This is a genomic window from Bacillus cereus group sp. BceL291 (assembly GCF_051776705.1).
In the GTDB taxonomy this organism is placed as follows: Bacteria; Bacillota; Bacilli; order Bacillales; family Bacillaceae_G; genus Bacillus_A; species Bacillus_A cereus.
Genome location: NZ_JBPWAP010000005.1, coordinates 86,556 through 102,431, shown reverse-complemented (window position 1 = coordinate 102,431; position 15,876 = coordinate 86,556). Strand labels below are relative to the sequence as shown.

Here is a 15,876-nt window from a genome sequence, read left to right as displayed (position 1 = left end):
CACAAGGTATATTATCCCTTATTTTTCTGATACAGTTTTTAATTCCTCTAATAATTCTTCTACGTAATGTTGTGCACTTTGCGCTGCAATACTACCGTCACCTGTTGCAGTTACAATTTGACGAAGCATTTTTTCACGAACATCACCAGCTGCGAAAATACCAGGGATTTTCGTTTCCATACGCTCGTTCGTTTCAAGGTAACCATTTTCATTTGTAATACCTAGTTCAACAAATGGTTTTGATAAAGGTAACATACCGATGTATACAAATACGCCGTCAGTTTTGACTTCTTTCTCTTCTCCACTATTTACGTCCACAAGTGTTACACTTCCTACTTTACCACTTGCTTCGTTGATTTCTTTTATAGTGTGATTCCAAATGAAATCTACTTTTTCGTTTTGGAAAGCACGGTCTTGTAAAATTTTCTGTGCACGAAGCGTGTCACGACGGTGAACGATCGTTACTTTTGATGCGAAGCGTGTTAAGAACACACCCTCTTCAACAGCAGAATCTCCGCCACCAATTACGATAAGCTCTTTTCCTTTAAAGAATGCTCCGTCACATACTGCACAATATGATACACCGCGGCCGCCAAGTTCTGTTTCACCCGGTACACCAATTTTTTTATACTCTGCACCGCTTGCAACGATAATTGCACGTGCTTTATATTCTTTTTTACCAGCAATAATTGTTTTGTATTCTTTACCATCGATGACTTCTTTCACATCACCGTATGCATATTCAGCACCAAATTTCTTCGCATGCTCAAACATTTTATTTGATAAATCTGGTCCTAAAATAGACTCATAACCTGGGTAGTTTTCTACTTCTTCCGTGTTTGCCATTTGGCCACCTGGAATACCACGCTCAAGCATTAATGTGCTTAAATTTGCACGAGATGTATATACTGCAGCTGTCATACCAGCTGGTCCTGCACCAATAATAACGACATCATAAATTTTTTCTTCTGACACACTATTCACTCCTATCCATTCCTACACAATTAAGTTACCCTCATTATACTGTTAGCATCATTTTTTTCCCAATGATTTGCTTATCTTATGTGTGCGTACGCTTAACAGCTTGCACATACTTTCGGACAGTCGCTACAGATACATTATATACATCTCCAAGCTCCGACTGTGTCATTTTATTTCCTTGTTCGCCGCGTACAATGTATTCAATCGCAGCTGACCAGCCGTACACATTTGTAAATATGTCTCCAGATGTATATAAACGTATGAACGTACAAAACCAAAAGTGTAAACACTCTTCAATTAATTCATCATCTTTTTTCGTATAATTGTATAATGCATCCGCAATTCTCGCGCACTGCTCAAATTGCTGTAAATCAGCTGGAATACTCTTATGACTATTAAGTAAAAAGAAGTACTTTGCAAGTTGCGATACGATGGGAACACCGTTCTTCGCTTGCGTTATATCAAAGAAGAATCCAACCTTCTCCGGCGTTGACAATTCATTCATTAAATATAAAGCTAGCATTTGTTCTTCTAGCGTCGCACTTTGCTGAAATGATTTTCGTAATTCTTCAAATAACACATTTTGCCCTTCATCTGCTAAATTCAGCGCATTCCACGGTTCTTTTCCCTTTTTATCAGGATGTAATTCCACGACATATTGCCACATTTTTTCAGCTAGTTGCTGGTCTTTCACCATATACGCAGAATATGCAAACCAATAATAAAAACTAACGTCTCCCTCATATCCTTGACGCTTTAATAGTTTGAACCACTTATATGCATGCTCGAAATAACCAATTGTTGCGAGTGTAGTTCCCAGTTTCAAACGATGTTCAAATGAAATCGGATATACCGAAACTAGCTGTCCCGCTAATGCCTCTACTTGTTTATGCTCTCCAATTGAATATAGAAAAATAAGCGTATTACAAAGCGCATGTATATTGCCAGGATTTTTCTCTAAAATCATTTCTGTTAACTTCAGTGCTTTGTCTACATTACCAGATTGAAAATGTGCAATGGCTAAATTATTATGACCTGACCAAAATTCCGGATAATCTTTCGTAACAATTTCTAATGTAGCAATTGCTTCTTCCAATTGTCCATTACGAATATAGCGATTCGCTTCTTCCTGCATAACAATTAAATCATCTTCATCTTCAATCTCTTCCGCACCCATTGCTTCTTCTTCCATAATCTCAAGAAGTTCTAATGTATCTTCTACGAATTCCTTCTCTTTTGCAACTTCTAAATAACGATCTGCATATTTCTTCGCCTGTTGAAATAACCCCATATATGCATAATTATTTGCAATAAAATAATAGCACTGTTCAAGTTCTGGATTAGATCTAACTAACTTTAAGAAGATTTGATTCGATTCTTGATATTCACCAGCCTCAGATAATACTGATGCTAATTGACATAAAATAAACGGCTCCTTCTCACTTTGTGCCGCTCTTCGAAAATATTTAATTGCATCTTGCAATTTTTGTCCTTTGTAAGCTCTCATCCCTTTTTTATAAAAGAAGTCCGCTAATTGATTAAAAGAGATAACTTGTCCGTTCTCCTTATATATCCTTTGATTTTTCCCCATATATCCTCCAGTTTTTTGTTTTCTTCGTTCACACATTCTTCTATCTATAAGTATAAACGATTCCGTAAAAAACAAAACAGTATATTATACTCAATTATTTCCTTTTTATTCATAAAAAAAGAGGAGAAATGTTACATTTTCACCATGAACCTTCTCTTGCGGTCATTTGCTCTTTCGTATAAATAATACGCATTGGATTTCCACCTACGAAAGCACCGCTCGGTACATCTCTATGAACAAGTGTGCCAGCTGAGACAGTCGCACCGTCTCCAATTTTCACACCTGGTAATATTGTTACATTCGCTCCAATCATTACTTCATTTCCAATGACGATTTCGCCAAGTCGATATTCACGAATTAAATATTCATGTGCTAAAAGCGTTGTGTTATAGCCAATAATCGAATTCTCTCCCACAGTTATCTTTTCTGGGAACATAATATCCGGCATTACCATAAGCGCAAATGATGTTTTCTTTCCTACTTTCATCCGTAAAAAAGTGCGGTACAACCAATTTTTTACGGATAAAAATGGCGTGTAACGCGCAATTTGGATAATAATAAAGTTTTTCATTACCTTCCAAAAAGACACTGTTTTATACACATTCCATAACGAATTTTCTCCTGAAACAGGATAGCGCGTTGTCCGTCGCACTTAGCTCGCTCCTCTACTAACTTACTTGGACCTTTATGAACGGTTCATATTAGACAAAATCGGTAGCAAATCACTCATTTTATCTAGCATAAAGTCCGGCTTGTAAGCCTCTAAATACGCTCTACCTTTCAACGTCCATGAAACCGCAGCTGTTTTCGTCCCCGCATTTTGACCACCGACAATATCATGATGATTATCCCCAACCATCAATGCCTCTTCTGGTTTTGCATCTAATAATTCAAGCGCTTTTTGAAGTGGCTCCGGATGTGGTTTCACATGCTCTACATCATCAATTGTCACGACAACATCAAAAAATTCATCAAGCTTTGACAACTGTAATCCCATCTCAACGGTTTGTCTCGCTTTCGTTGTAACAATACCAACTTTATAACCTTGCTTCTTCAACTCTCGAACTGTTTCATATACAGTTTCATATTCTTCTACTAATTCATCATGATGATCATGGTTAAATTTCCGATAGCTAGTAATCATCTCTTCAACCTTACTTTCATCAATCTTGCTGAAAGTATCATGCAAAGATGGACCGATAAATGGCAACACATCTTCACGCTTATATTGATTTGGATAATATGTATTTAAAGTATGTAAAAACGAAGAAATAATAAGTTCATTTGTATTAATTAAAGTTCCATCTAAATCAAATAACACGGTATTTATTCTCATCGCCTTAGTCCTTTCGCCTTCCTGAATATGAAAGAAGCAGCATCTTATAATAAGATGCTACTTGTCTCTAATTTTCTAAATATCTTTTATCAGCTTGCCCCATTTTTCGTCTCACAATAATGAAAATAATAGAAATAACAACAAGTCCAATTGACATTACTTGTGCAATACGAAGTGGTCCTAGCATTAAACTATCTGTACGTAAGCCTTCTACGAAGAAGCGTCCTACTGAATACCAAATTAAATATGTGAAGAATAACTCCCCGCGACGTAAATTCACTTTTCTTAATGCAAGTAGTAAAATTACGCCTGCAAAATTCCATAATGATTCATATAAAAACGTCGGATGATAGTACACACCCTCAATATACATTTGATTAATAATGAAATCCGGTAAATGAAGACCTTCTAAAAACTGTCTCGTTACTTCATCACCATGCGCCTCTTGGTTCATAAAGTTTCCCCATCGGCCAATTGCTTGTCCTAGTAAAATACTTGGTGCAGCAATATCAGCCAACTTCCAGAAGGAAACCCCGCGTCGCTTCGCAAAAAGAATTCCGGTAATAACAGCTCCGATTAAACCACCATGAATCGCCAAACCGCCTTGACGAATATTAATAATTTGACTCGGATTTTGTGCGTAATATTCCCATTCAAAAATAACATAGTACATTCTCGCAAAAAGAATAGCGATCGGTACTGCAATTAATACAAGGTCAACAAATGTATCTTTTGGAATACCTAGCCTTTCTCCCTCGCGAGTTGCCAGCCAAAGACCTAATAGCACACCTGTACCGATAATAATCCCGTACCAATACACAGGAAACGGCCCAAGTTGGATAGCTACACGGTCAAGCTGTGGTACAGAAGCTAACAGCATATGTATATGACCTCCCTCTCCAAAGTTTACTCCTGATTTCCTAACTCAATTGCACTCATTAATCGTTCAGAGAACTGCTGTGCTGCATTGACTCCCATACGTTTTAAACGGAAGTTCATCGCTGCTACTTCAATAATAACAGCCAAGTTTCGACCAGGACGAACTGGAAGTGTAATCTTCGTAAGCTCTGTATCAATAATTTTCATCTTCTCTTCATCAAGACCTAAGCGATCGTAATTTTTCTTTTGATCCCAAATTTCAAGATTAATAACAAGTGTAATACGCTTATAATTTCGTACTGCCCCTGCACCGAATAACGTCATAACGTTAATAATACCTAGACCACGAATTTCTAATAAATGCTCGATTAAATCTGGTGAACTTCCGACTAACATGTCTTCATCTTCTTGACGAATTTCCACACTATCATCCGCAACAAGACGGTGACCACGCTTTACAAGCTCAAGAGCTGTCTCACTTTTACCAACACCACTTTGACCTGTAATTAAAACACCAACGCCGTAAATATCTACTAACACACCATGCACAGCTGTTGTTGGTGCTAACTTACCTTCTAAATAGTTTGTTAAACGACTTGATAATCTCGTTGTCGTTTGAGAAGAACGTAATAAAGGCATACCTGATTCACGTGATGCTTGTAATAACTCATCTGGTACATCTTGATTACGAGTTACAATAATACATGGCGTCTCCTCAGTACAAAGCGCTTTCATTCTCTCTTGTTTTTGCTCTGACGTTAACGTGTCAAAGAAAGTAAGCTCCGTTTTACCAAGAAGCTGCACACGATCTGCTGGATAGTATGTAAAAAATCCTGCCATTTCAATTCCAGGTCGTGATAAATCACTTGTATCAATTGGACGATGAATACCTTCTTCACCACTGATTAACTCCAATTGAAATTGTTCAATTAAATCTTTTGTTCTTACTTTCGGCATATGTATAAACCTCCACTCCGCTGCGGGTTCAGTCTCGTTTGATGTAAAATTCCATTCTATCGGATATTGTACCATTTTTTTCTGAAAACAAGAAATACGGTTTCTAATAAATAGAAAAAAACATTTCATACGAATAATGAAATGTTTTTCTTTTTGTCACTTTCTCTTTTTTTCATATAGAGGCTCAACAATTGCCTTTTCAATTATCATATTAAAAATTGAAATACAAATTGCCGCAACAATCGCTACACCAAATCCTGATATATTAAAAGCATCTCCTAATAATGAATCTGCTATTTTTAACGTAATCGCATTAATAACAATTAAGAAGAAGCCGAAAGTTACAACAGTAATTGGTAGCGTAATTAAAATTAAAAATGGCTTTACGAACACATTTAAAACCGCCAATATAATACTCGCAATAATTGCAGTTTGTATATTTGCTACGTAAAATGCATCTGGTGCAATCCCTTTTAAAAGTCCCGATACAGCGATTAACACAACGCTATTTACAAGAAGTGATACAATCCATCTCATTTCGTTACACATCCTTTTAAACATATATATTTCATCATACGCTAATAGATAAGAAACGCAAGTATGATACGAATACTTATATCAACTTATTCTATCTTTCATGCTTGTATACCTACTAACATTTCTTAGTAAAATAAGGGCCGCACCATCTATGTTCATGAGTTTTTACAAAAGTCCAAGTGAACTCCTTATCTACAATATAGATATCACCCTTATACATATCGTCCCTCTCACACAATATATCATCCATATGTAACAAACTCGCATCCTTTATTAACAGTACCTCATCACAGTGTTGGTAGAAAATGTAGCAATCCTTTTTCACTTCATTATGAAACGCGTTCTTTGCTTCTTTACTCTCTAAACACTTCTTTTTCTCATAACTAAATATGTGCCAAAGATACCCACATCCATACTTATCTCCATAAAGAAAAATGTCTTCTTTTTCTTCATCACTTAAATGATTTGCAAAGTGATCCTCCCAGCGCTTTCGAAAATATACACCCCAACTTTGAAACTCTCTTACTTTCATATTTTTCTTCCTTAACACCTCTAAAAACTTCATCTTCTCCCCCTATACAATAAAAACCGAGCGTCATTTCCACCCGGTTTTCATCAATAAACTTATTGCGATAATTCTACTTCTTTTATTTTCTCTTTCATTCTTGCTTTATCACGATTTAAAATCTCTTTTAAATATTTACCTGTGTACGAGCGCTCTTCTTTCACTACTTGCTCTGGCGTTCCGGAAGCAACGATTTGTCCACCTTTATCTCCACCCTCTGGTCCAAGGTCAACTATATAATCAGCTGTTTTTATCACATCTAAATTATGTTCAATTACAAGTACCGTCTCACCGCTCTCAACAAGACGTTGCAGCACTTCTAGAAGACGTGCAATATCATGCGCATGTAAACCAGTCGTTGGTTCATCTAAAATGTATAACGTACGTCCTGTAGAACGACGGTGTAATTCAGAGGCTAATTTCACACGCTGTGCTTCCCCACCAGATAATGTTGTTGCTGGTTGACCTAATTTCATATAACCAAGCCCAACGTCTACAAGCGTTTGAAGTTTACGCTTAATTTTTGGGATATTAGCGAAAAACTCTACTCCATCTTCAATTGTCATCCCTAACACTTCAGAAATATTCTTATCTTTATATTTCACTTCTAACGTTTCACGGTTGTAACGTTTACCATGACAAACTTCACACGGAACGTATACGTCTGGTAAGAAGTGCATTTCGATTTTAATAATTCCATCACCACGGCACGCTTCACAACGTCCACCTTTTACATTAAAGCTGAAACGTCCTTTTTGATATCCGCGCACTTTCGCTTCATTCGTTTGTGCAAACACATCACGAATATCATCGAATACACCTGTATACGTCGCTGGATTAGAACGTGGTGTACGACCGATTGGTGATTGATCAATATCAATTACCTTATCTAAATGTTCAAGACCTTTAATCTCTTTATGAGTACCTGGCTTCGCTTTCGCTTTATATAACTTTTGAGCTAGCGATTTATATAGTATTTCATTAATCATCGTACTTTTACCAGAACCAGATACCCCTGTTACCGCTACAAACGTACCAAGTGGGAATGACATTTTCGCATTCTTTAAGTTATTCTCTTTTGCGCCGACAATCTCTACTTTACGTCCATCACCTTTACGTCTTTCAAGTGGAACTGGAATAAACTCTTTACCGCTTAAATACTTCCCTGTTAATGAATTATCATCTTGCATCACTTCAGCCGGCGTCCCTGCTGAAACGACCTGTCCACCGTGAATACCTGCACCAGGCCCTATATCAAGTAAATAGTCAGCAGCCATCATCGTATCTTCATCATGTTCAACAACAATTAACGTATTACCTAAATCGCGCATTTCTTGCAATGTACGAATAAGACGATCGTTATCACGCTGGTGTAAACCAATTGAAGGTTCATCAAGAATATAAAGTACGCCAGTTAGACGAGAACCAATTTGCGTCGCTAAACGAATACGCTGCGCCTCACCACCTGATAAAGTTCCTGCGGCACGACTTAACGTTAAATAATCTAAACCAACGTTCACTAAGAACCCAACGCGCTCCTGAATTTCTCTTAAAATTAAATGAGCTATTTTTTGTTGCTTCTCCGTTAGCTCTACATTCGAGAAGAATTCTTGTACTTCTTGAACTGAATACTTCGTTACGTCAGCAATCGTTTTATTGCCAACAAATACAGCTAAGCTCTCAGGCTTTAAGCGTCCACCTTTACACTTCGGACAAGCTTGTTCTGCCATATACTTTTCCATTTGCTCACGAATGTAATCGGAGCTCGTTTCACGATAACGACGTTCAATGTTTGGAATAACACCTTCAAATAAAATCTCATTTTCCTTTACTTGACCAAATTCATTTACATAGCGGAAATAAACCTTCTCTTCCCCGCTTCCGTACAACACTTTATCAAATAAATCTTTCGGTATATTTTTCACAGGCACATCCATATCAACGCCGTAGTGATTACATACAGATTGTAAAAGTTGCGGGTAATATTGTGAACTTGTCGGTTCCCAAGGTGCAATTGCATGTTCATTTAATGATAAATCCCAGTTCGGGATAACAAGCTCTAAATCTACCTCTAGCTTTGAACCAAGTCCATCACAAGAAGGACATGCTCCGAACGGACTGTTGAATGAGAACATACGCGGCTCTAATTCTCCGATTGAAAAACCACAATGCGGACAAGCATGATGTTCACTAAATAGAAGTTCCTCTTCTCCCATTACATCAATTAACACTCGGCCTCCGCCAAGCTTTAATGCACTTTCAAGTGAATCAGCAAGACGGCTTGCGATTCCTTCTTTTACAACAATACGGTCAATTACAACTTCAATGGAATGCTTCTTATTTTTATCTAACGTAATATCTTCAGATACATCAAGCATTTCACCATCAACACGTACACGAACATATCCTTGCTTCTTAATATCTTCAAGTACTTTCACATGTGCACCTTTACGCCCAGACACGATAGGAGCTAACACTTGTAATTTCGTACGTTCAGGATATTCAAGAACACGGTCTACCATCTGCTCTACTGTTTGTGATGTAATTTCAATCCCATGATTTGGACAAATTGGCGTACCAATTCGCGCAAATAATAAACGTAAATAATCATAAATCTCCGTTACCGTTCCGACAGTTGAACGTGGATTACGACTCGTCGTTTTTTGATCGATTGAAATCGCTGGTGACAATCCTTCAATCGTGTCCACATCCGGCTTATCCATTTGTCCTAAAAACTGGCGCGCATACGCAGATAATGATTCTACGTATCTGCGCTGCCCTTCTGCATAAATCGTATCAAATGCTAATGATGATTTCCCCGAACCAGACAATCCCGTTACAACGACAAGCTGATTTCTCGGAATGGTTACATCAATATTTTTTAAGTTATGTGCTCTAGCACCTTTTACAACGATAAAATCCTTGCTCTTACTCACTTTTTTCACCCTTCCGCTTTTAATTCTAATAGTAAATCTCTTAGTTCAGCTGCACGCTCGAAGTCTAACGCTTTTGCTGCTTCTTTCATCTCTGCTTCCATCTTCGCAATTGTTTTTTCACGCTCTTTTTTCGTCATCTTCTTAGCTGGTGCTGCTTCATATGTTTCTGTTTCTTCAGCTGCTGTCGTTGCACGGATAACATCACGAACGCCTTTTTGAATCGTTTTCGGTGTAATACCATGCTCTTCATTGTAAGCTTCTTGTATACTACGACGACGCTTCGTTTCTTCAATCGCAATCCCCATAGATTTCGTTATACGATCTGCATACATAATAACGCGGCCGTTTTCATTACGCGCGGCACGACCAATTGTTTGAATTAATGAACGTTCTGAACGCAAAAATCCTTCCTTATCAGCATCTAAAATAGCTACAAGTGATACTTCCGGAATATCTAATCCTTCTCGCAATAAGTTAATACCGACAAGTACATCAAATTTACCGAGGCGAAGATCACGGATAATTTCAATACGTTCTAACGTTTTAATTTCAGAGTGAAGATAGTTAACTTTAATTCCTACATCTTTTAAGTAATCCGTTAAATCCTCTGACATTTTCTTCGTTAAAGTCGTAATTAATACACGTTCATTTTTTGCAATGCGATCTTGAATTTCTCCTAATAAATCGTCAATTTGCCCTTCAATTGGTCGTATATCAATTGGTGGATCTAAAAGCCCTGTTGGACGAATAATTTGTTCTATTACTTCTGGTGACTGCTCTAACTCGTACGGTCCTGGCGTTGCTGAAACGTAAATAACTTGATTCGTTTTCTCCTCAAACTCATCAAACATGAGCGGTCTATTATCTAAAGCTGATGGCAGACGGAATCCATGATCCACAAGCACTTGTTTACGTGCTTGGTCACCGTTATACATCGCTCTTACTTGCGGTACTGATACGTGCGACTCATCCATAACGATTAAGAAATCTTTCGGGAAATAGTCTAATAACGTATACGGCGTTGCCCCCGCTGGACGAAGTGTTAAATGACGGGAGTAGTTTTCAATACCTGAACAAAAGCCCATCTCGCGCATCATTTCTAAATCATAACGTGTACGTTGCTCTATACGCTGCGCTTCTAACAACTTACCGTTATCATTTAACTCCTTTAAACGTTCTTCTAATTCTTTTTCTATATTTTCAATAGCGACCTTCATTTTCTCTTCACGTGTAACGAAGTGAGATGCTGGGAAGATTGCTACATGATCACGTTCTGCTAATACTTCACCTGTTAACGCATTTACTTCACGAATACGATCGATTTCATCACCGAAAAACTCAATTCGAATACAATGCTCATCAAGTGATGCTGGGAAGATTTCAACTACATCTCCGCGTACACGGAATGTACCACGCTTGAAATCAATATCATTACGTCCATACTGTACATCAACAAGTTCACGAAGCAATTGATTACGGTCTTTTTCCATACCAACTCGAAGCGAAACAACTAGCTCGCGGTATTCTTCTGGAGAACCTAAGCCATATATACACGAAACACTCGCAACGATAATTACATCGTCCCGTTCAAATAATGCAGACGTTGCCGAGTGACGCAATTTATCAATTTCATCATTAATCTGCGCATCTTTTTCAATAAACGTATCTGTTTGTGGTACATACGCTTCTGGCTGATAATAATCGTAGTAACTAACAAAATATTCAACTGCATTATTCGGGAAAAAGTCTTTCAACTCACTATATAACTGCCCTGCTAACGTTTTATTATGAGCCATAACAAGTGTTGGCTTTTGCACTTCTTTAATGACATTTGAAATCGTAAATGTCTTACCCGTTCCTGTCGCTCCAAGCAACACTTGCTTTTTCTTTCCACTATTAATTCCCTCTACAAGCTTCTCTATAGCTACCGGCTGATCACCTTGCGGGGAATACGCTGAGACAATTTCAAATTGACGTTCCAAGAAAATCCGACCTCCTCATAAAAATCTGTATTATTATTTTACCACGAATACCTATAAAAAACCTAAAAAAACGAACAGATATTCGGTAAAGTTTTCGACAATATACACATAGAAAAAGGAAGGAGTAAATACCTCCTTCCTCTACTAATTCTTTTTTTTAGGTACATATACTAAGTCATATCCATTGCGCCCAGCTTCATTCATACAATCTATTAACCGATAAGTACTTTCTGATTCGCGCTGCTCTTTAACAATACCTTTACAACTATCTTTATGTAACCCTTTATCCTTCCCAGCAAATTTGTCTTTTCTATTATCTGACACATAAAATATATCGTTCCCACTATACTCTAACGTTTGAAAAATCGGGTCCCCTTCAAGGGTATACTGTACAATTCTTATTTTATCAACTTCCCTTTGCTCGACATTCAAAACGAACTTTTCAAATTTATCTAGATTGAGAATTCCTGCTCCCTTTACAATGACATCATTCTTCTTATCAATTGTAGTGCTAGATGGTGAACATGCTACTAAACTAAAGAGAAATAGACTTATAAAACTGGTTCTTTTTCCTATTGTCATCCTCTCCTATAAAAATTATTTGTATACCAGAAAAGCTACTTCAATTATGAAAGTAGCTTTTCTTTTCCTTTCTCCTTCTTCGGAAAAATCACATATGAAAATGAAATCGCTGTATCAACTAAAAATATAATCGCCCACACTTGACTCACGCGACTTGCAGCTTTATTTAAAACGATTCCCGATTCTAACCAATTACCCCATTGTTCAAATGGAATAAATCCATACGCGAAGAAAAAGAATATGTGCACACCAATGAATAAAACAAGATGTAATACCCAATTTTTTATTTCCTGCTTTGCATAGGCCATACCTGTTAATTCTACCTGTTCTTCAATAATAGGCGCCGGTTCATTACGCCATTTCGCAACTGATTTTTGTACAAATATATCAAGCTTCTTTAAATCCTTTTTCCCGTAGAAAACTGCATATAATAAAATGATTACAGTAATAATCTGAAAGTTAGAGAACTTTCCTGTTTGATAATAGTCCACTACCCCTAAAGTTAAAATAAATACTTCATTTACGAGGAGTACAATCCCCATAATAAAACTCGCTCTTTTCAAACGGAATCCGTAGCGAAGTAAAAAGAAACCGATAGCTGATAACCAAAATACAATTTCTGCCCCAATTAAAAAATACCAACGATATTCTGCGAGTATACTCATTTATCCTTCTCCCTTTCATCATAAATACGAAAAGCCTCATCCATATATGCTAAAAGTTCTTCTTCAATTGGATACATGCTCATTTTCTGTGAATCTTCCTTCGATTTTCTAACTTCCCATAACTTATCTAAAAACGCTTCGTCACCATTAGCCATTTCTAAACATTTCTGCATTAATTTCTTCGTTGCCTCTTGTACTTCATCACTTGCGACTTCTTTACCGTCTTTCATAAAAGTACGTAATTGCTTTAATAAATCTACCCATTCTAAAACATTCGGATCTTCCTCACTCATATTTGGCAAATTCTGAAGCAATTTTTGTTCTTCCTTTGAAAATACTTCATTTTGAAATATTTCACGTATACGAGGAGACTGTTTTGAAAGCTGAATAAGTTCAAACATAACTTTCCAATCAAGTTCTCCCTCTACATCTACCGAATAAACAACTGCTTGTAAAACACGCTCCATTCGATTAAATTTCTTTTGTTCTTCCTGTACAAACCGAAGTTGTTTTTCAAGCGAATTTTTTAAATCCAGCTCACCTTTTACTAACATATTCGCAGCTTCTTTTAATGAAAATCCCATTTCTTTCAAAAATAAAATTTGTTGCAAACGAATAACGTCATTTTCACTATATAACCGATGTCCACCCTCTGTTTTTCCGCTCGGCTTTAATAAATCTATTTGATCATAATAACGTAGTGTACGTACTGTAACCCCTGTTTCTTTCGTCAATTCTTGTATTGAAATCACTACCATCACCTCTTCCCTCTCATTATAAAAGATGACGTTACGTAACTTTCAAGCGTTTTGTAAAAAAAATACAAAAAGCTGTTTATACAAAGTGTATAAACAGCTTTTATGGAAATAACCCCTTTTGTATGGCGCGCCCACAAAATAAAATAACTGCTCCAACAACAACACTCGTTGCCGTTTTATGATAATGGGCTAATAATAATAAATAATACGATAAACCTACAGTACCAATCATAATACAAATGCTCGGCACTGGATTACGAGAAAAGTTTTGCATTCCCCAAAGAAGCGAAAATATAGCTGTAGCGACACATAACACCGGTAATCCCATCCCAGTTCCCCTTTTTCTATCTATTATTCCTTGTTGCTAACACGCTCGTTGATGCGATACTAATTAATAAATCAAAACCAATCCTTATATATTTAAACGTTTACTCTAATTGAAATCTCTCAAGCTTATCATTTATTTTCTTTCTCCTTACTCCAGCGTAAATATTTCCTCCACCTTCACTCCAAAATACTTGGCGATTTTTAAAGATAACTCTAGACTCGGATTGTAATGATGGTTTTCAATCGCCACTATCGTCTGCCGCGTCACCTGCATCGCCTTTGCCATTTCAACTTGCGTTATATGATTTTGCTTTCTTAACTCTTTTATTTTATTTTTTACACCCATAGGCTCCACCTTCAAAAGTAAAGATATCTTTACTTAAATTATAAATATTTTCCAGTTATAAGTAAAGATATCTTTACAAATTTTAGAAAAACGTTTCACTGAACACCTACTCTAATAAAGTACAAGAGTAATTCAATTTATATCAGCGCAACTTAAATTATATCGGCGATTTCCCAAATATATCAGCGCAACTCCATTTATATCGGCGATTTTTCAAATATATCGACTTACCGACAAATATCGACATCCGTAGCGCTACTATAATCATAAGAAAAAGCTGTCCCCAAATACCTTCGGGAACAGCTTTCTCCTCTACTACATAAATCCTAGCGCATATACAAGAACGTATCCAAGAACCGATAAGCAAACCGAGCCAATCAGCCCCGCCACGAACGCTTTGCTTCCTAACTTACGGAACGTTTTAAACTCTACATTTAAACCAAGTCCTGCCATCGCCATTGCGATTAGCATATAAGCAATGACAACAATGTATCCCGCAACAACTTCTGGAATAATCCCGAGCGAATGCACGGCACTCATCGCTAAAAATCCGAAAATGAACCATGGAATTGGAAGGTCGCGCCACGATCTTTTTTCCTTGCTTCCTTCACTCTTTCCAAACCATAATCCAATTAAAATTGCTACTGGTACGAGCATTGCAACGCGCGTTAGCTTCACGATAACTGCGATGTCTATAGCCGTACTTCCTCCTGGCGCCGCGGCTGCGATAACATGAGCAATTTCATGCAGCGTGGCCCCTGAGAATACACCGTAACCATATGGAGATAGGCCAAGCACTGGATATAATAACGTATAAATAAGCGTAAATATCGTACCTAAAATAGCAATAATTGCAGCCCCAACTGCCGTTTCATCATCTTTTGCTTTCACTTGCGGCGCAATTGCCACGACCGCTGCCGCCCCGCAAATTGCTGTACCACATGCTGTTAAAATCCCAAGTTTCTTTTCTACCTTAAATACTTTCGTTAGTCCATATACAACGAAAATCGTAAATGTAATAACAACCGCTGCGATGACCAATACTTTGGGCCCTGCCTTCGCAATATCAACAAGATTTAATCGCATTCCAAGTAAGATGATTCCAAAGCGCAGCAACTTCTTACTCGCAAAGTTCGTCCCTGCAATCGCATCTTGAGGGACTCCAATTGCCGCACGCCAAACCATCCCAATTAGAATAGCAATTACTAATTGTCCCATAATATTTAAAAATGGAAGCTCTGCTAAATATTTCGCGGCAATTGCGATTAATAATGTAATCCCAATTCCTTGCGAAAATCCAAAACGCTTCTTCTTTTGTATAACAAGTGTTTGTTCCATTTTGAACCACTCCAATAATCGTATTGGAACATGCATGTTCTTTCTACTTACATTATAAGAGAGTTTCTATAATAAGTTTAATACCAATACCAAATC

General features: G+C 37.3%; 16 protein-coding genes. All 16 read right to left on the bottom strand.

The genetic code is table 11. The features are described from left to right. Positions 1-18: 18 nt before the first annotated feature. A complete protein-coding gene (gene trxB, locus ACS2CR_RS06305) occupies positions 19-975 on the bottom strand; it encodes a thioredoxin-disulfide reductase (protein ID WP_016110952.1) in 957 nt (318 codons plus the stop codon). Between the two features lie 85 nt (positions 976-1,060). Further along, on the bottom strand, positions 1,061-2,572 hold the full coding sequence (locus ACS2CR_RS06300; RefSeq protein WP_000517720.1) for a tetratricopeptide repeat protein: 1,512 nt from the start codon (positions 2,570-2,572) through the stop codon (positions 1,061-1,063). 139 nt (positions 2,573-2,711) lie between these two features. Further along, positions 2,712-3,224: an acyltransferase gene (locus tag ACS2CR_RS06295; RefSeq protein WP_001255070.1), complete on the bottom strand. Its 513-nt coding sequence runs from the start codon at positions 3,222-3,224 to the stop codon at positions 2,712-2,714. A gap of 33 nt (positions 3,225-3,257) precedes the next feature. After that, positions 3,258-3,908 carry a pyrophosphatase PpaX gene (gene ppaX / locus ACS2CR_RS06290; RefSeq protein ID WP_002097946.1) on the bottom strand — a complete coding sequence of 217 codons (651 nt, stop codon included), beginning with the start codon at positions 3,906-3,908 and terminating at the stop codon, positions 3,258-3,260. 67 nt (positions 3,909-3,975) lie between these two features. After that, positions 3,976-4,788 carry a prolipoprotein diacylglyceryl transferase gene (lgt, locus tag ACS2CR_RS06285; protein ID WP_000922848.1) on the bottom strand — a complete coding sequence of 271 codons (813 nt, stop codon included), beginning with the start codon at positions 4,786-4,788 and terminating at the stop codon, positions 3,976-3,978. Positions 4,789-4,814: 26 nt separating this feature from the next. Beyond that, entirely contained in the window at positions 4,815-5,744 is a 930-nt protein-coding gene (gene hprK, locus ACS2CR_RS06280) for an HPr(Ser) kinase/phosphatase (protein ID WP_001127250.1), read from the bottom strand. A 156-nt stretch (positions 5,745-5,900) separates the two neighbouring features. After that, a complete protein-coding gene (locus ACS2CR_RS06275) occupies positions 5,901-6,281 on the bottom strand; it encodes a phage holin family protein (RefSeq protein WP_001267308.1) in 381 nt (126 codons plus the stop codon). A gap of 115 nt (positions 6,282-6,396) precedes the next feature. Next, positions 6,397-6,846: a DUF4275 family protein gene (locus ACS2CR_RS06270; protein WP_053514260.1), complete on the bottom strand. Its 450-nt coding sequence runs from the start codon at positions 6,844-6,846 to the stop codon at positions 6,397-6,399. Positions 6,847-6,905: 59 nt separating this feature from the next. Then, on the bottom strand, positions 6,906-9,782 hold the full coding sequence (gene uvrA, locus ACS2CR_RS06265) for an excinuclease ABC subunit UvrA (protein WP_309567773.1): 2,877 nt from the start codon (positions 9,780-9,782) through the stop codon (positions 6,906-6,908). Positions 9,783-9,787: 5 nt separating this feature from the next. Then, positions 9,788-11,764, bottom strand: coding sequence for an excinuclease ABC subunit B (gene uvrB, locus ACS2CR_RS06260; protein WP_000441053.1), 1,977 nt, complete (start codon positions 11,762-11,764; stop codon positions 9,788-9,790). A gap of 144 nt (positions 11,765-11,908) precedes the next feature. Then, the gene (locus ACS2CR_RS06255; RefSeq protein WP_016110955.1) at positions 11,909-12,346 is read right to left on the bottom strand and encodes a DUF4362 domain-containing protein; all 438 of its coding nucleotides are present in this window, start codon (positions 12,344-12,346) and stop codon (positions 11,909-11,911) included. 44 nt (positions 12,347-12,390) lie between these two features. After that, positions 12,391-13,011, bottom strand: coding sequence for a hypothetical protein (locus tag ACS2CR_RS06250; RefSeq protein WP_153602624.1), 621 nt, complete (start codon positions 13,009-13,011; stop codon positions 12,391-12,393). Beyond that, on the bottom strand, positions 13,008-13,769 hold the full coding sequence (locus ACS2CR_RS06245) for a MerR family transcriptional regulator (protein WP_000260337.1): 762 nt from the start codon (positions 13,767-13,769) through the stop codon (positions 13,008-13,010). Before ACS2CR_RS06245 ends, ACS2CR_RS06250 begins: the two co-directional genes overlap by 4 nt. Positions 13,770-13,869: 100 nt before the next feature. Then, positions 13,870-14,097 carry a hypothetical protein gene (locus ACS2CR_RS06240; RefSeq protein WP_000524141.1) on the bottom strand — a complete coding sequence of 76 codons (228 nt, stop codon included), beginning with the start codon at positions 14,095-14,097 and terminating at the stop codon, positions 13,870-13,872. Positions 14,098-14,244: 147 nt separating this feature from the next. Next, a complete protein-coding gene (locus ACS2CR_RS06235; RefSeq protein ID WP_000538364.1) occupies positions 14,245-14,442 on the bottom strand; it encodes a helix-turn-helix transcriptional regulator in 198 nt (65 codons plus the stop codon). A gap of 315 nt (positions 14,443-14,757) precedes the next feature. Then, on the bottom strand, positions 14,758-15,780 hold the full coding sequence (locus tag ACS2CR_RS06230) for a YeiH family protein (RefSeq protein ID WP_000438437.1): 1,023 nt from the start codon (positions 15,778-15,780) through the stop codon (positions 14,758-14,760). Positions 15,781-15,876: the final 96 nt, after the last annotated feature.